General features: G+C 74.4%; 15 protein-coding genes. 7 read left to right on the top strand and 8 right to left on the bottom strand.

All coding sequences use genetic code 11. The features are described 5' to 3' along the window. Positions 1-98 precede the first annotated feature (98 nt). Positions 99-548, top strand: a complete 450-nt coding sequence (locus HCC30_RS27560) for a peptidoglycan-binding domain-containing protein (RefSeq protein ID WP_169445633.1) — start codon at positions 99-101, stop codon at positions 546-548. A gap of 444 nt (positions 549-992) precedes the next feature. Further along, the gene (locus tag HCC30_RS27555; RefSeq protein ID WP_169445632.1) at positions 993-2294 is read left to right on the top strand and encodes an SMI1/KNR4 family protein; all 1302 of its coding nucleotides are present in this window, start codon (positions 993-995) and stop codon (positions 2292-2294) included. Positions 2295-2350: 56 nt separating this feature from the next. Here the strand turns inward: HCC30_RS27555 and HCC30_RS27550 are convergent, their stop codons facing one another. Next, entirely contained in the window at positions 2351-2773 is a 423-nt protein-coding gene (locus HCC30_RS27550) for a DUF4440 domain-containing protein (RefSeq protein ID WP_169445631.1), read from the bottom strand. A gap of 67 nt (positions 2774-2840) precedes the next feature. Next, positions 2841-4910, bottom strand: a complete 2070-nt coding sequence (locus tag HCC30_RS27545) for an AAA family ATPase (RefSeq protein ID WP_240979951.1) — start codon at positions 4908-4910, stop codon at positions 2841-2843. A 464-nt stretch (positions 4911-5374) separates the two neighbouring features. On the opposite strand from HCC30_RS27545, the gene HCC30_RS28330 reads away from it, so the two are divergent. After that, a complete protein-coding gene (locus HCC30_RS28330; protein ID WP_206324405.1) occupies positions 5375-5680 on the top strand; it encodes a hypothetical protein in 306 nt (101 codons plus the stop codon). Positions 5681-5834: 154 nt separating this feature from the next. Beyond that, positions 5835-7028, top strand: a complete 1194-nt coding sequence (locus tag HCC30_RS27535) for a glycosyltransferase 87 family protein (protein WP_277348102.1) — start codon at positions 5835-5837, stop codon at positions 7026-7028. On the opposite strand, the gene HCC30_RS27530 is transcribed toward HCC30_RS27535, so the two are convergent. Then, entirely contained in the window at positions 6980-8632 is a 1653-nt protein-coding gene (locus tag HCC30_RS27530; RefSeq protein ID WP_169445630.1) for a DNA repair helicase XPB, read from the bottom strand. The genes HCC30_RS27535 and HCC30_RS27530 overlap by 49 nt on opposite strands. A gap of 225 nt (positions 8633-8857) precedes the next feature. Then, positions 8858-11473, bottom strand: a complete 2616-nt coding sequence (locus tag HCC30_RS27525; protein ID WP_169445629.1) for a helicase C-terminal domain-containing protein — start codon at positions 11471-11473, stop codon at positions 8858-8860. Positions 11474-11661: 188 nt separating this feature from the next. On the opposite strand from HCC30_RS27525, the gene HCC30_RS27520 reads away from it, so the two are divergent. Genes HCC30_RS27520 through HCC30_RS27510 form a run of 3 tightly spaced genes read left to right on the top strand, consistent with a single transcriptional unit; the run spans position 11662 to position 13663 of the window. Further along, positions 11662-12918 carry a hypothetical protein gene (locus tag HCC30_RS27520; RefSeq protein ID WP_169445645.1) on the top strand — a complete coding sequence of 419 codons (1257 nt, stop codon included), beginning with the start codon at positions 11662-11664 and terminating at the stop codon, positions 12916-12918. Positions 12919-12962: 44 nt separating this feature from the next. Further along, positions 12963-13232: a ribbon-helix-helix protein, CopG family gene (locus HCC30_RS27515; RefSeq protein ID WP_169445628.1), complete on the top strand. Its 270-nt coding sequence runs from the start codon at positions 12963-12965 to the stop codon at positions 13230-13232. Then, positions 13229-13663: a PIN domain-containing protein gene (locus tag HCC30_RS27510; protein ID WP_169445627.1), complete on the top strand. Its 435-nt coding sequence runs from the start codon at positions 13229-13231 to the stop codon at positions 13661-13663. Before HCC30_RS27515 ends, HCC30_RS27510 begins: the two co-directional genes overlap by 4 nt. A 46-nt stretch (positions 13664-13709) precedes the next feature. On the opposite strand, the gene HCC30_RS27505 is transcribed toward HCC30_RS27510, so the two are convergent. From HCC30_RS27505 to HCC30_RS27490, 4 genes are read right to left on the bottom strand one after another with little or no spacing between them, the layout of a single operon-like run. Continuing rightward, complete coding sequence (locus HCC30_RS27505; RefSeq protein ID WP_169445626.1) at positions 13710-14729, bottom strand: iron-siderophore ABC transporter substrate-binding protein; 1020 nt, start codon at positions 14727-14729, stop codon at positions 13710-13712. Then, on the bottom strand, positions 14726-15682 hold the full coding sequence (locus tag HCC30_RS27500; RefSeq protein WP_169445625.1) for an ABC transporter ATP-binding protein: 957 nt from the start codon (positions 15680-15682) through the stop codon (positions 14726-14728). Before HCC30_RS27500 ends, HCC30_RS27505 begins: the two co-directional genes overlap by 4 nt. Then, positions 15679-16800, bottom strand: coding sequence for an iron chelate uptake ABC transporter family permease subunit (locus HCC30_RS27495; protein ID WP_169445624.1), 1122 nt, complete (start codon positions 16798-16800; stop codon positions 15679-15681). Before HCC30_RS27495 ends, HCC30_RS27500 begins: the two co-directional genes overlap by 4 nt. Beyond that, entirely contained in the window at positions 16797-17924 is a 1128-nt protein-coding gene (locus HCC30_RS27490) for an iron ABC transporter permease (protein ID WP_169445623.1), read from the bottom strand. Before HCC30_RS27490 ends, HCC30_RS27495 begins: the two co-directional genes overlap by 4 nt. Positions 17925-17999: the final 75 nt, after the last annotated feature.

Raw genomic sequence — 17999 nt, 5'->3', positions numbered from 1 at the left:
GCCCCGGGGCGCGGAACGGCGCACGATCGGAACGTCCACGGCGGGAGCGGCCGGCACGGGGGAACGCCCTGCCGCTCCTGCCCGCGGACGCCGACCGTATGCGCATCCGGGACGTGCACGCCGACGTGCACGGGGAAGGACCGAACGTCATGCAGAAGTACAAGCGCCTCGCGCTGACCGGTGCCACCGCCCTCCTCGCCGGAGGACTGGGCGTCGGACTCGTCGCCCCCACGGCCACCGCCGGAGAAGGGGCCGGCGGGAAGGGGACGGCCGCGACCACCGCCGTCTCCGGCTACTGCGGCCACTACAAGGGGAACAAGGCCGTCATCGCCCGGGGCAGCGGCAACACCAAGGCGGTGAAGGAGATCCAGTGCCTGGTCAACAAGCGCTGGAAGCCCGTCGCCGGAACGGTCTCCGTCGACGGCGTCTTCGGAGCCGGGACCGAGAGGGCCGTCAAGAAGATCCAGAAGGTCGGCGGCAAGCGCGCCGTCGACGGCGTCGTCGGCCCCACGACCTGGAAGCACCTCCGCCACGGCAGCTGGGACTGACCCTCCCGGCACGACTGCGGCTCCTTCTCCACCAGGGCCACGGGGGGCCTGGTGGAGAAGGGGCACGCACCGCGTGGATGACATCTTCGGGTGACCGGCCATCACCTCGGTGCACCGCCCGCGTTACTGCGGTGTACGCGACGAAGGGGACGAAACGGTGAACCCGGTGAACCTGAGAAACGCGACGAACACGGCCGGCAGGTACGGAGGTTGGCGACCACCCCGCCCACCGTCACCCGCACGAGTAATGGAGTTACCCGCGCGACCTGTGGTGCACGGCGGGTTTTCCACAGGGTGTGGACGGTTGTCGCTCCCGACGATTGGGTGGACACACGACAACCGCCAACACGCGCCGCACCACACCCGGTCGGCGCCCACGGCGGTGTCACAGGCCGCTTCCATGATCCCGGAAGGATCAGTCACCCACGGCAAGGGAGCCGGGGAATGACGGAGCGGCCGGTCGACGGCACATCGGGGAGGGGCTGGACTGTGGAGGTCGGCGCATACGTGGACGTCGCGGAATACACGGAGGTGAACCACGAACGCCCGCCCGCACCCGTCGGGGTGGACTGGGCAGAAGTGGAGGAATGGCTCGGACTCCCACTCCCCGGAGACTACAAACAACTCGCCGACACCTACGGCCCGTTGGACTTCGGCGAATACCTGTGGATCCACGTCCCCTGCGCCCAGGGCGAGCGCTTCGACTACGGCACCTGGCTGCACGGCGTACGCCGCCGCGTCCGCGCCGAGGACAACGAAGCCCAGGACCACGCGGGACAGGACGGCCACGAACCGGAACACCCGCACCCGGCCCTCCACCCCGCCCCCGGCGGACTGCTCGCCTTCGGCGAAAGCCGCGGCAGCGACCTGCTGTTCTGGGACACCTCAGCCTCCGAGAACCCGGACGCCTGGCCCGTCGTCGTCCGGCACCTCGGCGCCGTCCCCGGCAGCGGCCTCGAACCCTGGCACCACTACGACCTCAACCTCACCGGCTACCTGCGGCACACCGTCCGGGCACCCGACGAAGTCCCCACACCACCAGGCCCGTTGATCGGCCCGCTGCGCGGCACCGTCGCCCGCACCGCCTACCTGGCAGCCGTCCGCCCCTGGACCCCGCCCCGACCCGAACCGCCCCGGCTCACCGGCGAAAAACGACGCCACGCACTGGAAACCGGTACCGGACTCGAAGCACTCCGCCTGCTCTGCCCGCCACCCGACCGCCCCTACCTGGGAAACGGCACCACCGAACCGAAAGACGCCTGGCAGGCGCTCTTCGACGAACTCGGCACCGCACTTCCCGGCGAATACACGGCACTCATGGAGGAATACGGCGCCGGCTGCTGGGCCGGCTGGCTGCGCTTCCTCACCCCGCTCCGCACCGGCGAACGACGCATGGCCTCCCACCTCACCGAGATCACCGAGGCGTACCGCTCACTGCGCGACGACTTCCCCGAGTGGTACCCCCTCGCCGTCTGGCCCGAGCCCGGAGGCTTCCTGCCCTTCGCCAACTCCGTCGACGGCGACGAACTCGGCTGGCTCACCACCGAAAAGAACCCCGACGACTGGCCACTCGTCTTCTGGCCCCGCCACGCCGACCAAGGACCACCACTCGACCGCGGCCTCACCGACATGCTCCTCGGCTGGCTCCGCGGCACCTACCGAACCGAAGGCCTGACCCCCCACGACGCCGAAGACCCCCTCGACGCAGCGACCTTCGAGGGGTGGACGGACGGGGGGTACTGGTAGACGGGGGCACTGGGGGAGGGGGGAGGGGGGGGAGGGGGGCGGCCCCCCGCCCCCCCTCAAGCTCCCACCGCGATCGGCGTGTTCTGTGCCCCCGCGAGCCACCACCGACCGTCTCGTTCGACGAGGGTGTACAGCGCCATCTCGGAGAATCCGTCCGGGTCTTGGGCCTGTCGCCGGATGTGGGCGAGGGCTACGCCGGGGGCGGGGGCGCGTACGGCGACGACGTCGAAGCGGGAGGGGGGTGCGGTTTCCGCGGCGAGGAGTCGGTGGTGGGTGGCGTTGAGTTCGGCGTAGTGGTCGAGGGTGGCGCCGTAGGGGCTGCCCCAGAGGACGTCGGCGGCGAAGGGGCCGTCGAAGATGTCGGCGTCGCCGGTGTCGAGTCCGCGTTGGAGTTCTTGGGCGAAGCGGGCCGCGGCTTCTTCGGCCGCGGCCTGGGCGGCGGGGTCGGTGCTCAGTGTGGGGCGGGTGGTGTCGTTCATGGGGTGCTCCTGTGGTCCGCGGTGTGGAACTGCACCTCGGACGTTAGGAGTTGAACGTCACTTCAAGTCAAGACTCCGCTCCGGTGTCCCGCAGCGGTTCCGGGAGCGGCTGGCTGTGCAGGATCGTCAGGCCCGAGACGGCGCGGGTGAGTGCGACGTACAGATGCCTCAGCCCGGTGCGGGGCCCGGCCCCGTCCGGCGCCTCCGCTTCCGCGGCGACGATCGCGTCCGGTTCGTCGAGGACGACGTAGTCGTACTCCAGGCCCTTGGCGAGGGTGGCGGGGACGAGGGTGAGGCGGCGCTGTTCGCTGGTCTCCTCGCCGGGCGCGAGGACGGGGATTCCGGCGGCGTCCAGCGCGTGGGCCAGTTCCGGCAGCCGGGACTCGGCCGCGATCAGGCCGACCGAGCCCTCGCGCCGCTCCAGCGTCTCCCGGCAGGCGTGCACGACGGCGTCGGTGAGGACCCCGTCGGGTACGGTCCGTACGGCGAAGTCGCCCGCGGATTCACGCACCGAGGTGGCCTCCCGCAGCCCCGGCGCGATGGCGGGCAGCAGCCGGGAGGCGTACGCGATGACCTCGCGCGGTACGCGGAAGCCCTGAGTGAGCTCCTCGACGACGGCTTCCGGTTTGCCGAGGTGGTGCAGCGCCTCGCGCCAACTCGCCGTCGCCCACGGGGTGGTGCCCTGCGCGATGTCGCCGAGGACCGTCGCGGAGCCGGTGCTGCACCGGCGGCCGACGGCGCGGTACTGCATGGGGGAGAGGTCCTGGGCCTCGTCGACGACGACGTGGCCGAGCGAGGCGGTGCGGGAGACGAGGTCGGCTGCCTCGTCGACGAGTACGGCGTCGGCCGCCGACCAGCGGGCCGACTTCACGCCCCTGGCGGGCTTCTCCCACAGCAGCAGCCGCTGCTCGTCCGCGTCGAGGACGCCCTCGGCCTGCGTGGCCAGGAACTCGGGGTCGGAGAGCAGCCGCAGCACCAGCTTCGCCGGATCGACCGCGGGCCAGGCGGTCTTGACGACGGCCTTGACGGCGGCGTTCCGCGCGACGGCGTCCTGCACCCGGTCGTCGGGCGCCTCGCCGGCCTGTTCCATCCGGGTCAGCACGGCGTGCGCGATGCGCTGCGGCAGTGCCTCGCGGGCCGCGCCGTAGCGGATGTCGCGGCTGAGCAACTCCTCGACGAGTTCGGCGAGTTCGTACCCGGGTACCCGCCAGCGGCGCGAGCCGCGTACGACGACGCAGGCTTCGGCCGGCGGGGTCACCCCGGCGCGTACGGCGCGGCGCAGGACGGTGGCCATCCGCGCGTCGCCCTTGAGGCGGGCCGCGGCGGGGCTGTCGGTGCCCCGTACCGGGACGTGGGCCACGAGTTCGTCCACCGTGGCCTGCCGTACCTCCAGTTCGCCGAGTGCGGGGAGGACCTGCTCGATGTAGTGCAGGAAGGAGGCGTTCGGGCCGACGACGAGGGTGCCGGTGCGGGCCAGCCGTTCGCGGTGGGTGTAGAGCAGGTAGGCGACGCGGTGCAGGCCGACGGCGGTCTTGCCGGTGCCGGGCGCGCCCTGGACGCACACGGTGCCCTCGATGCCGGACCGGACGATCTCGTCCTGTTCGGGCTGGATGGTCGCGACGATGTCCCGCATGGGGCCGACGCGCGGCTTCTCGATCTCCTCCTGGAGGAGCCGGGAGGAGCGGGCGGCCTCGCCCGGATCGCTGAGGTGCTCGTCCTCGTAGGCGGTGATCCGTCCGCCCGCGTAGCCGAAGCGGCGGCGGAGGGCGACGTTCTGGGGGTCCTTCGCGGAGGCGCGGTAGAAGGGCTGGGAGACGGGGGCGCGCCAGTCGACGACCATCGGGTCGCCCTCGGCGTCGTGGACGTGCCGTCGTCCGATGTGGAAGGAGGTGCCGTCGGCGCTCTCGTCCTCGGTGCCGGTGTGCGTCCGGTGGTCGAGGTAGTCGAGGCGGCCGAAGAAGAGCGGGGTGTCGCTGAGGTCGGCGAGGGCGCGGATGCGGGCGTCGATGTCGGAGCGGAGGATCGCGGCGTTCACCCAGTCCGTGGCGACGTCGCTGGTGTCGAGTGCTTCGGCGTCCTCGCGCATGGCGCGGAGGGCGGCGCGTGCGGCGGCGAGGTGGGCCCGTTCGGTCTCCAGCGGGTCGGTGCCGGGCGGGCCGGGTTCGTAGGGGTCGGGGTCGGACGGGTGGGCGTGCGCGGGCGCGGTGCTCACGGTGTTGCTGCCTCCGGGCAGGACGCGTCGGAACGCGTGGTCGGCGGGCGGCCGTCGTGCGGCCGAGGGGTACGCGAAGGTGCCGGCCGGTTTCCGTGCGGCCGGGGTCCTGCCGGCCGGATGCGGCGCGGGAGGAGGCAAGGCCCGGGAGTGTACGCCGCCTCCACGTTCCGGGGCGAACCCTTTTCCGCCGGTACGTGCGGCCGGCGGCTGCCCGGATCTTGTATCGAAGGACCCGGGTATCGGACGGCTCTCCTCCGATGCCCGGGTCCCGCGCGCGGCCCCGTCCCGTGCCCCAACGGCCCTCGGCGGAGCTGGAGTTCAGCGGCACGGGCCCATCCGTCCGGGCGGTCCGTGCCCGGCGTCCGAAGCGATCCCCGGGGAGCCGCATGACCTCGTCCGTGGCGGCGCCCCGTCTGCCCGAAGGGCGTACCGCGCTGGTCGCGGGCGGCAGCCGTGGAACAGGTGGCGCGTGCGCCCGCGAACTGGGTGCCGACGGGGCCGCCGGCGGAGTCGTCGGGCAGATCGAGGAGCTCGGCTCCGAGGCCGCCGCGCTCCAGGGCGACGTCGGACTCCGCGACGTCAACACCGCGGCCGGTCACGTACGCCTTCGGCCGGAGCTCGCCGCGCAGGCCGCGCTTGCCGTGCTGAAAGCGGGCCGGGCTCCCGCTAGCCTGGCCCGCCGGAGCGGATGACCCCTGCCGGACGGAGGCGACGCGGGTGACGAAGGCCGACAGCACACCCCCGCCGGACCGGACCAGAACCGGAACCGGAACGGCGGACGAAACCGGAACCGGCCCCTGGCGCGGCGGACTTCGGCGGGGACGGGCCGGCTGGGCCGCCGCCGGGCTGCTGGCCCTCTCCCTCGCCGCGTTCACCGCGCTCTGCGTCGCCCTGCGCGTCCCCATGGCCGACGTGCACGTCTACCGCGCCGAGGGGCAGGCCGTCCTGGACGGCGGCGACCTGTACGGGTTCACCGTCACCGAGTGGGAACTCCCGGCCACCTACCCGCCGTTCGCCGCGCTGCTCTTCGTGCCCTTCGCGCTGCTGCCGCTCGCGGCGGTCAAGGTGCTCTTCGCGGCGGGCAACGCGGCGCTCCTCGCGTTCCTCGTGCACCTGTCGCTGCGCGCCGCCGGACGCCCGGGCGCCGCGCGCAGCCTGCCCGTGCTGTGCACGGCGACGGCGCTCGGTCTGTGGCTCGAACCGGTCTTCCAGACCCTCGTGTTCGGGCAGATCAACCTGCTGCTGGCCTGCCTGGTGCTGTGGGACCTGGGCCGCCCCGACGGGGCGCGCGGCAAGGGCCTGGCCATCGGCGTCGCCGCCGGCATCAAGCTCACCCCCGCCGTCTTCGCCGTCCACCTGCTGCTGACCGGGCGGGTGCGCGAGGGGTTCACGGCGGTCGCCGGGTTCGCGGGGACGGTCGTGCTGGGCGCGGCCTTCCTGCCCGGCGCGGGCGTCGACTTCTGGACGCGGCGGCTGTGGGAGACCTCCCGCGTCGGCAAGGCGTGGATCGTCGACAACCAGTCGCTCCAGGGCCTCGTCGCCCGCCTCGACCACGCGGCCCACCCCGGCCTGCTCTGGCTGGTCCCCGCCGCCGTGGTCGCGCTCGCCGGCCTGCTGCTGGCCCGCCACGTGAGCCTGCGGTACGACGACGCGTGGGGCGTCCAACTGACGGCGGTGACCGCGCTGTTGGTCTCCCCGATCTCCTGGTCGCACCACTGGGTCTGGTGCGTCCCGCTGATCGTCCTCACCTGGACGACGGCCGGCCGGGCCCGTACGGCCCTCGCCGCCGCGCTCACCGTGCTGTTCACCGCGCGCAGCATGTGGCTGCTGCCCAAAGAAGGCGACCTGGATCTGCACCTGTCCTGGTGGCAGCAGCCCCTCGCCTCGCCCTACCCGCTGCTCGGCCTGGTCCTGCTCGCCGCCGTCCCGCTGTGCCTGCGCCGCACCCGGCCGGAACCGGAACCCCGGCGGCGGGCGGAACCGGAGGACCGTCAGTCCGGCGACCCCTCCGGCAGGTCGTGCGCGTCGACGATCCGGTAGGCGTAGCCCTGCTCGGCCAGGAAGCGCTGGCGGTGCGCCGCGAAGTCCTGGTCGATGGTGTCGCGGGCGACGACCGAGTAGAAGCGGGCCTCGTGCCCGTCGGCCTTCGGCCGCAGCACCCGGCCGAGCCGCTGCGCCTCCTCCTGCCGCGAGCCGAAGGTGCCCGAGACCTGGATCGCGACCGTCGCCTCCGGCAGGTCGATCGAGAAGTTCGCGACCTTCGACACCACCAGGCACGTCAACTCGCCCTCGCGGAAGGCGTTGAACAGCTTCTCGCGCTGCGCGTTGCTGGTGTCGCCCTTGATCACGGGAGCGCCGATGTCCTCGCCCAGCTCGTCCAGCTGGTCGATGTACTGGCCGATCACCAGCGTCTGCTCACCGCTGTGCTGCCGCACCAGCGCCTCGGTGACCCGCCGCTTGCTGTCCGTCGTCGCGCAGAAGCGGTACTTCTCGTCCGCCTCGGCCGTCGCGTACGCCAGCCGCTCCGAGTCGGTCAGGCTGACGCGGACCTCGACGCAGTCGGCGGGCGCGATGTAGCCCTGCGACTCGATCTCTTTCCAGGGCGCGTCGAACCGCTTCGGGCCGATCAGCGAGAACACGTCCGACTCCCGGCCGTCCTCCCGCACCAGCGTCGCCGTCAGGCCGAGCCGCCGCCGCGCCTGCAGGTCGGCGGTGAACTTGAACACCGGCGCCGGCAGCAGGTGCACCTCGTCGTAGACGATCAGACCCCAGTCGCGGGAGTCGAACAGCTCCAGGTGCGGGTAGACGCCCTTCCGCTTCGTCGTGATCACCTGGTACGTGGCGATCGTGACCGGCCGGATCTCCTTCCGCGTACCGCTGTACTCACCGATCTCGTCCTCGGTCAGCGACGTACGCTTCACCAGCTCCGACTTCCACTGCCGCGCCGAGACGGTGTTCGTCACCAGGATCAGCGTCGTGGCCCGCGCCTTCGCCATCGCGCCCGCGCCGACCAGCGTCTTTCCCGCGCCGCACGGCAGCACCACCACACCGGAGCCGCCGTGCCAGAAGCCCTCGACGGCCTGCTCCTGGTAGGGGCGCAGCGACCAGTCGCCCTGGTCCAGCTCGATCGGGTGCGCCTCGCCGTCCACGTACCCGGCCAGGTCCTCGGCGGGCCAGCCCAGCTTCAGCAGCGTCTGCTTGATCTGGCCGCGCTCGGAGGGGTGCACGACCACGGTCGCCTCGTCGATCCGGTCGCCCACCAGCGGCTGGATCTTCTTCGACCGGAGCACCTCCTCCAGCACCGGCCGGTCGCTGCTCTCCAGCACCAGCCCGTGCGTGGGGTGCTTGAGCAGCCGCAGCCGCCCGTACCGGTCCATCGTCTCGGCGATGTCCACGAGCAGGGAGTGCGGCACCGGGTAGCGCGCGTACGTCACCAGCGCGTCCACGACCTGCTCCGCGTCGTGCCCCGCGGCACGCGCGTTCCACAGGCCCAGCGGCGTCAGCCGGTACGTGTGGATGTGCTCGGGCGCCCGCTCCAGCTCGGCGAACGGCGCGACCGCGCGCCGGCACTCGTCGGCCTGCTCATGACCGACCTCGAGCAGCAGCGTCTTGTCACTCTGCACAATCAACGGCCCACCGGCCACGCGCCTCTCCCTCCATCTCACGGCCCCTCCCCACCGGCCCCGACCGAACGGGGGCGGGAACGGCCAAATGTCCAGTGTGCAGGATGGGTGGGCGGGGGCGGCCTCGGTCGACGGAACGGCGGGAGCCGGTGACGGACGGTGCCCGCGCCGGGGAGTCCGCTCGGATCGCCGGGGATCTGGGGCCGGGCCGTCAGCGGAGCACCGAACTCCTCGGAACGTCCCCCCTCACCCCTCCTCCACCTCCGCCGCCCCCGTGATCCGGTGCAGGGGGTAGGTGCGGATTTCGTCGGCGGTGTGGTCGTAGCCGGTGACGAAGCCGCCTTCGACGCGGACGGGGGCGATGACGCGTTGGGAGGCGGCGCCGTCGGCGTTGACGTAGCCGAACCAGACGGCGGTGCCGGTGAGGGCGGCGGTCTGCATGGTGGCGAGGGTGTCGGCCGAGGTGGTGCGGGGGAGGCCGCCGCCGGGGGGTGCGGCGTTCCGGGTGGCCTTGGCCTTGCGGGCGGCGTCGGGCGGGGCGGCGGCCGCGGCGTGGTCGCCGGCGCGGATGGCGCGTACGGCGCCGGCGAGGAGTGCCGGGTCGGGGACGGGCGGGCCGTCGGGGACGGGGTCGGGGGCCGCGCGGGGCGGGGTGCGGTGGGCCTCGGCGCGGGCGATCAGCACGTCGCCCTCCTCGGTCTCGGCGGCGGGCGCGTAGCCCATCTCGCGGAGGCGGGTCAGCAGCCGGTCCGGGGGGAGCGGGGAGGCGAGCACCGTCGGGGCGAGGAGCCGGGGGCGGAGTTCGGCGGCGCGGCGGTCGGCGAGGATCTCGGCGAGCACCTGGTCGTCGTCGCAGCGCACGTAGGAGGAGGCGGCGCCGACGCGGACGCGGCCGTGCCGCCTGGCGACGTCGTCGACGAGGTAGCTGAGCGGCTGCGGCACGGGGGTGGTGGAGTGCGCGGCCAGGAAGGCGTGCACGTCGGCGGCGCTGCGGCCCGCGTCGAGGGCGCGGCGGACGGAGTCGGGGGTGAAGCGGTAGACGGTGGCGCCGCCCTTGGACTCGACGTCGGCGAGGGTGCCGAGCACGTCCGCGAGGGGCCGCTTCAGCGGGCCGGGGGCGACGGCGGTCAGGTCGGCCTGGAGGAGGACGTGGTCGAGGGGTTCGGGCAGCAGCGGGGCGAGCCGTGCGGCGGCCTCGTCCGGGTCGCCGGCGGGGGCGGGGGCCGCGGCGCGGCTCTGCGCGCCGGGCTTCCGCTTTCCGGTGCGGGACGCCGACTCGCCTGCGGCGGCGGCCCGTTGGGCGGCGTCGTCCGGTTCCGGGAGCAGCGGGCGGGCGTAGGAGGCGAGGGCGCCGCGGCCGGTGAGGCCGAGCAGTTCCGCCTCGTCCAGTGACCAGCTCGCGATCCGGTCGCGCAGGGCGGGTTCGCCGTCGCCCTCCTCGCGGTCGGTGCGCGGGGCGCCGCCGCGGAGCGGGGCCTCCCAGCCCAGCCGGGCGAGGACGGATTCGCGGGTCGGCGCCGTGCCGGCCTCGACGTGCCCGGCGAGCAGCCGCAGCGTGCGGAGCCGGACGTCGGGGGCGAGGCCGCGGTCCAGCCCCGGGCCCAGGGTGGACAGGCTGCGGCCCTTCGCGTCCCGGCCGCCCGCGAGGCCCGCGACGCGGGTGCCGGCGAGCCAGGCCGTGGCCAGCCGCGTCCAGCGCTGTTCGGGGGTGAGCCGCAGCCACTCGTCGGCGGCGGGGGTCGGCGCGTACGCCTCGTCCGCCGCGCCGTCGGAGGCCAACAGGCCCGCCGCGTAGGCGAGTTCGATCCAGAAGGCGGCGGTCGGCTCGGGCAGGTCGAGGGCGGTGGCGGTGCGCTTGAGCTCGCGTACGCCGAGGCCGCCGGCGCGCAGCACCGGCGGCGGCTCCTCCTCCCACCGCGCGAGCAGCTCCTCGACGGTGGTCAGCGCGGTGAACGCCTGTCCGGACGCCGTCGCGTCCGCCGTCGCCACCGGGTGGGCGCGGCGCACCTCCAGCGCGGGCGGCACCGGCTCCAGGTGCCGGTGCGCGCGCCCGGACCGCAGGCTGAGCGCCGTCTCGCGGGGCAGCACGACCGTGCCGGGGCCGGAGCGGACCAGCAGGCACCGCTCCAGCAGCCACGCGACGGGCGGCGAAGGCTCGGCGGAGCCGATCGTTCCGTACGGCGGGCCCCAGAGCAGCCGCTCCAGCATCTCCCGTGCCCCGGGCGGGGATTGGGCGAGCAGCGCGGTCAGCCGGGCGCGGTCGGCGAAGAGTCCGGTGAGGGCGGTGAGGGCGCTCACGGGGTCGTGCGTGCCCGGCAGGCCGACGGCCGCCAGCACCTCCTGGAGCCGCCCCGGTGACATGCCGGAGGTCGCCTCGGCCAGCGTCGGCCCGAGCCCGGTGGGGGAGGGCGCGGACGGGCCCGGGGCGAGGAGTTCGCGGGCGGTGCGGACGAGCCGGAGCCGGTCGCCGCCGCCCCACAGCAGGGCCTGCGCGCGCAGCGCGGCGAGCGCGTCCGGCAGCCGCTCGGCGACGGCGGCTCGCGTCTCGGCGTCCTCCCCGCCGTCCCCGTCGTCCCCGGTGAGGAGGGAGGCGAGGGTGGCGTACGGGCTGGGGTCGGGGGCGACGGCCAGCGCCTCGGCGGTCTGGAGCGCGAACCGGTCCAGCCGTTCGACGGCCCGGACGACGGAGGCCCGGGTACCGGCGCGGGTGGCGAGCTGCGTCAGGTCGCCCGGCACCGGCGAGAGCAGGTCGGGCCGGGTGCGCAGCAGCTCGGCGAGTGCCGCGTCGTCGCGGGCGCGGAGGTCGTCGGCGAGCGTGCGCGGTGCGGAACGCGGGGGGCCGTCGCTGTGCTCGGTGCTCATCCGTCACACGGTAGCCGGGCCACGGCGGGTGTGACCCCCTGCGGGCGGGCGCGGGGGGTACGGGCTCGCCGTCCGGCAGCGGGTGTCCACGGGCGACCACGGGCCGGTACGGTCGTGCGGTGGCGCAGCCGCGGGGATGAGGCCGGGGCGGTGCGGTGGTGCAACAGCGAGCAGCCGTTGGGGACTTGGTGGGGATCGAGAGCGATCAGCTCGTATTCGACTATCTGAGCCGGGTCGGGGACCTGGCGCACGGCACGGCGATGACGGCGAGCGAGCGTGCCCGGCTGGTGGGCGAGCTGCGCGGCCGCATCGACCGGATGCGTGCCGAGGAGGGCGGCGCCCGGAGCAAACCGGCCGTCCGGAAGATCCTCAAGCGGCTCGGCACCCCCGAGGAACTCGTCGCGGCCCACGGCCCGGCCCGCGCCCCCGCGCCCGTACGCACCCCCGACCCCGACCCCGTCCCCGCCCCGGGCGAGGGCGACGGGCCGGAGGCCGCGGTGCCCGGGCCCGAGTCCGTGCCGGGCCCCGAGTCGGTCCCGGGCCCGGAGTCCGTGCCGGGGCCCGAGTCCGTGCCGGGGTACGAGGCGGCCCCGCCGCAGGTCCCCGGCCAGCGGGAGGGGAGCGCGGACTCCGGCCCGGAGGTCCCCGCACCCAGGGACGGGGAGGGCCCGAGCCTGCGCAAGCGGGTGCGCCCCAGCCTCCGCAAACCGCGCCCGCGGACCGAGCCGGAACCGGAGGCCCCGGCCGGCCCCACGCCGCACGGCGGGGGCTTCAACAGCGGCCCCGGCGGCGCCAACCCGCCGCACCTCGCGGGCATCGACGAGCTCGGCCCCGAGGAGTCGAACCCCGACTGGTGGCGGCTCGACCCGTCCCCGTACGCCGAGGGCGGCGGCAACGGCGGCCTGGGCGAGGCCGTGCCCGGCTTCACCGGCGGCATCGAGATCCCCGAGGTCCTCAAGCCCCCGAAGCGGGACGAAGAGGACGCCGGGGACGCCGAGGCGGAGGACGAGCCCGCAGCGGAACCGGAAGCCCCGCGCTCGCCGCTGGCCAGGCTCACGGCCGGGCTCCGCCCCGCCGGAGCGGCGGCCGGCCCCCGCGCGGGCGGCTTCGTCGAACTCGCCGCCGCAGCACTGCTGTTGGCGGGCGCCGTCATGGGCTCCCTGCTGCCGCTCGGCCTGGGCTGGCTCGCGGCCTGGTGGTCGCCGAAGCTCAGCCGCACGGAGGCGAAGTGGGCGGCGGCGGGCATGCCGGGCCTCGTCGCGGCCGCCACGGCGGTGTGGCTGTGGGGACAGCTCGACAGCCAGGGGGGCGAGCGCGCGAAGGGCGGCGGCGAGGCCCTGTTCCAGGCCCTGACGGACGCCCTCCCGACCCTCCTCCGCGTGGCCGCCGTCGCCAGCGCCCTCTACCTCCTCTGGCGCGCCCGCCGCCCGTCCCCGGGGGCCTGACAGCCACCCGGCACAGGAGGTTATGGTGCCGGTACCATAACCTCATGGCTCTGAAGAGGACGACCGTCATGGTCGACGAGGAGGACCTGGCCAAGGTCAAGGAGGCCGCGGCGCGGGAGGGACGCTCGGAGTCGGAGTACTTCCGGGAGGCGTTCCACCTGGTGGCGCTCCGCTCGCAGCGATGGGACGAGGAGTGGGACATCCCCGCCCTCGACTTCGGACACCCGGTGACGGCTGACGAGATCGACCGGGCGGTGTCGGACGCTGTGACGGGCACCGACGGGGACGCAGACACCCGGGCGGACACCGAGTGATCGTCATCGGCGACACGTCGGGCCTCGTCGCCGCCCTGAACTCCGCGGATCACGAACACGCCGCGGCCCGCGCCGCGATGCGTGCCGCGGCCTTGCTCGTCGTCTCGCCCCTGGTGCTGCTGGAGATCGAGCACATCACCACGCGGAACGTGGACCGTCGTTCCGCGCATGCGGTGAACGACTGGTTGCTGGCGCAGGAACGGAGCGGACGAGTGGCCGTCCCTCCGCTGTCCGCCGCGCGCATGCGCGGGGCCCGGGCTGTACAGGGGCGCTACGCCGCGCTGCGGCTGGACCTGACCGACGCGGTGAACGTCGTCCTGGCGGAGGCGTACGAAACCGAGGCCGTGCTGACGCTCGACCGCCGGGACTTCCGCGCGATCACGCCCCTGACGGGCGACCACGCCTTCCGCCTCCTGCCCGACGACCTCTGAGCCGGATCGTCGGACAGGAGACTCGGGCCCGGGCCGCAAGCGCCCCTCAGCCCCCCAGGTCCTCCTCGATCTCGCCGAGGATCTTGCCTGCCGCGGTGTAGCCGATGCCCTGGATCCACAGTTCGTCGTCGACGTGGAAGGCCCGGTCCTCCTCGACGGCCGTGATGCCCTTCCACAGCGGGCCCTTGACGGTCTTCGTCTCGCCGGACTTCGCGGCGTCGCCGTAGGAGGTGTAGAAGACGACGTCGGCCTCGGCCTTGTCGATGTTCTCGGGGCTGATGTCCGTGCCGAGGCCGCCGAAGCCCTTGGCGTCCCGCGCGAACTGCGGGCGGCCCAGGCCCACGTCGCCGAGCACCGTCGCGATGTAGCTCTTCTGACCGTAGACGCGGGTGTCCGCGCCCTCGACGAAGCGGACGACGTTCGTCTCCAGCTTCTTCGTCTCCTTCTCGCCGCCGAGCGCCGCGCGCACGTCCTTCGCGCGCTTCTCGTAGTCGGCGACGGTCTTCTCGGCCTCCTTCTTCTTGCCGAGCGCGTCGGCGTGCACCTGGAAGTTGTCCTTCCACGGGTAGCCGGTCGTCTTCGTCATGACCGTCGGCGCGATTTCCTTGAGCTTGTCGTAGTTCTTCGCGTCGCGTTCGGCGTTGGTGAGAATCAGGTCGGGCTGGAGCGCGGCGATCTTCTCCAGGTTCGGGTCGCCGATGGTGCCGACGTTCTCGATGCCCTTGACCTGGTCCTTCGACAGGTAGCTGAGGAAGGACGTGCCGACGTCGGCACGCGTCGCCCCGACCGGCTTCACGCCGAGCGTGATCGCCGAGTCCAGCTCGGCGGTGTCGAGGACGACGACCTTCTTCGGGTGGTTCGGCACCGATACGAAGCCCTTGACGGTCTTCACGGGGTGCGTCCCGCCCGCGCTCTTCTCCGCGCCCGCGCCGCCGTCACCGCCCGCACCGCAGGCGGACAGCAGCAGCGAACCGGACAGCGCCACCGCGCCCGCCACGAACAGGCGGCGGCGGGAAGCGGAGGAACGGGACGGGTGGGCGGACTCGGGGGGCGTCAGCGGACTCATGGGCGGGCCTTTCCGGAGCGGGTGTCGGACGGCGTGGGGGGTGACATAGCGGGGGACGGGGCGGAACCGGAACCTTCGGCCGGCCCGGAACCGGAACCGTTCGCCGACCACGGGGTCCCCGGAACGACCAGCGGCGACCCCGTGACCGGGTCGGGCACGACCACCGAGTCGAGCCCGAAGACCTCGCGCATCAGCCCGGCGGTGACGACCTCGGCGGGCGGGCCCTGGGCCGCGATCCGGCCGTCCCGCATGGCGACGAGGTGGTCGGCGTACCGCGCGGCCTGGTTCAGGTCGTGCAGCACCATCACCACCGTGCGGCCGCGTTCGTGGTTCAACTGCCGGACGAGGTCGAGGACTTCGACCTGGTGCGCGATGTCGAGGTAGGTGGTCGGCTCGTCGAGCAGCAGCAGTTCCGTCTCCTGCGCGAGCGCCATGGCGATCCAGACGCGCTGCCGCTGCCCGCCGGACAGCTCGTCGACGGGGCGGTCGGCGAGCGCGGCGACGTCGGTGCGCTCCATCGCGTCCGCCACGGCCCGCTCGTCCGCCTCCGACCACTGCCGCCACCACCGCTGGTGCGGCTGCCGTCCGCGCGAGACGAGGTCGGCGACGGTGATCGCCTCGGGCGCGACGGGCGCCTGCGGCAGCAGCCCGACGGACTGCGCGATCCGCCGGGTCGGGACGCGGGAGAGCTCCTCGCCGTCGAGCAGGACGGACCCGGAGCGGGGCGCGAGCAGCCGCCCGAGGGCACGCAGCGTGGTCGACTTCCCGCAGGCGTTCGGCCCGACGACGACGGTGACGGCGCCGTCCGGCACGTCCAGGTCGAGGCCGTCCACGACGGGGCGGTCGCCGTAGGCGAGCGTGAGCCCGCGCGCCGCGAGCCGCGTCGCCGGAGCCTGCGCGGACGGCGCGTCCGCGCTCGGCGTGCTGAGGGTGGGCGGGGTGGTGTCTGTCATGCCTGCGCTCCGGGACGACTGCTGCTGGTGACGATCAGCCAGATCAGGTACGGGGCGCCGACCGCTGCCGTCAGCACACCCACGGGAAGTTCGGTCGGCGAGAACAGCTGCCGCGCCAGCAGGTCACCCAGCGTCACGATGAACGCGCCGAGCAGCGCCGAGGACAGCAGCGGGATCTGCGCGGTGCGGGTGAGGCGCCGGGCGATCTGCGGCGCCAGCAGGGCGACGAAGTCGACCGGACCGGCGGCGCCGGTGGCGACCGAGGCGAGGACGACGCCGGTCACCACCAGCCCCAGCCGCGTCCGGCCCAGCCGCACGCCCAGCGCGGTGGCGGTGCCGTCGTCGAGGGTGACGTTGCGCTGGGCGCGGGCCGCCCACAGCACCAGCGGGAGGCACAGCAGCAGCGCGACGCCGAGCGGCCCGGCCTGCTCCCAGCCGCGCCCGTTGAGCGAGCCCGTCATCCACACCTTGGCCTGCTGCGCGACGAGATGGTCGCCCTTGGTCAGGAACAGCTGGGTGACGGAGCGCAGCGCCACGGCGAAGCCGATGCCGATCAGCACGAAGCGGGTGGCGTGCAGGTTCCCGCGCCACGCGAAGACATAGACGAGCGCGGCCGCCAGCACCCCGCCCGCGACGGAGAGGTACGGCAGCACCGCGTACGAGGTGATCCCGAACGTCATCCCGGCGACGGTCACCGCCGAGGCGCCGTGCGTCACGCCGATGATCTCGGGGCTGGCGAGCGGGTTCCGCGCGACGGTCTGGATCAGCGCGCCCGCGACGCCGAGTGCGGCGCCGACCATCAGCCCGACCACCAGCCGGGGCAGCCGCAGCGTCCCGACCACGAGCTGGTCCGGGGAGGGCAGCCCGAGCAGCACCTTCACGACCTCGGCCGGGGAGACGGTGAACTCGCCCAGCGTCAGGTTCGCGACGACGGCGGCGAGCAGCAGGGCGAGGAGCCCGCCCACGACGGCGGCCGACCGCCGGTGCACCAGGAACGAGGCGTCCCGGGCCCGCACGGCCAGGTACCCGGCGGGCACCGCGGACCGCCCGGAACCGGAAGCCGTGCCGGACCGCGGACCGGAAGCGGCGGGAGCGGGGGAGGGAGCGCGGAGCGTCATGCCGCCACCGCCTTCCGGCGGACGAGGGTGACCAGGAACGGAACGCCGATCAGGGCCGTCATCACCCCGGCCGGTACCTCGCCCGGCGGCAGCACCAGCCGCCCCACCACGTCCGCGACGAGCAGCATGACGGGGCCGAGCAGCGCCGCCATCGGCAGCAGCCAGCGGTGCCCGGTGCCGACGAGGGCGCGGGCGAGGTGCGGGACGGCGAGGCCGACGAAGGCGATCGGCCCGGCGGCGGCGACGGCGCCGCCGGTCAGCACCGTCGCGCCGAGCCCGCCGGTGATCCGGACGGCGGCGACGTTCTGGCCGAGGCCCTTCGCCACGTCCTCGCCCAGCGCGAGCGCGTCCAGCCCGCGCGCGACGGACAGCACCAGCACCAGCCCGGCCAGCAGGAACGGCCAGATCTGCCCGGCCACGTCCAGTCCGCGCCCGGCCAGCGAGCCGATCTGCCAGAACCGGAACTCGTCCAGCGTCGCGGCGCGGGTGGTGAGGACGCCGGAGATGACGGAGACCAGCAGCGCGTTCACCGCGGCCCCGGCCAGCGCCAGCTTCACCGGCGTCGCGCCGCCCCGCCCGCGCACGGCGATCGCGTACACCGCGACCCCGGCGACGGCCGAGCCGAGGAACGCGAACCACACGTACCCGGCGAGGGTGTGCACGCCCGCGAAGGCGATCGCCAGGACGACCCCGACCGAGGCGCCCTGGCTGATGCCGAGGATGCCCGGTTCGGCGATGGGGTTGCGGGTCAGGCCCTGCATGACCGTGCCCGCGAGCCCGAGCCCCGCGCCGACCAGCAGTCCGACGACGGTGCGCGGCAGCCGCAGCGACCAGATGACCTCGGCCGCCTTGTCCCCGGCGGCCCCGGCGTCGCCGTGCACGAGCCCCTGCACCAGCACGTCCCACACCTGTGCCGGCGGTATGGAGCGGGCGCCCAGCGCCAGGCTGAGCAGCACGGACACCGCGAGCAGCAGGGCGGCGGCGAGCAGCAGCGCGGTGCGTCGCACCGCCGCGCCCCGGGTGGGCCCGCGCCGCGCCCCCGAACCGTCGGCGCTGCCGGAACTGCCTGGTCTTCCGGAGCCGGCCGGGGGCTGGGGCTGGGGCGGGGCCGTGACGGCGGGCATGGCGTCCTCGGTCGGTGCGAGCGGTGTCGGTACGTGACCGGGGAGGGGACCCGGGCAGGGGAATGCCCGGGCCCC

It is taken from the genome of Streptomyces sp. HNM0574, assembly GCF_012726235.1.
GTDB lineage: Bacteria > Actinomycetota > Actinomycetes > Streptomycetales > Streptomycetaceae > Streptomyces.
Note: the sequence above shows the minus strand (reverse complement) of the source record. Positions and strands in the feature narration are given on the sequence as shown.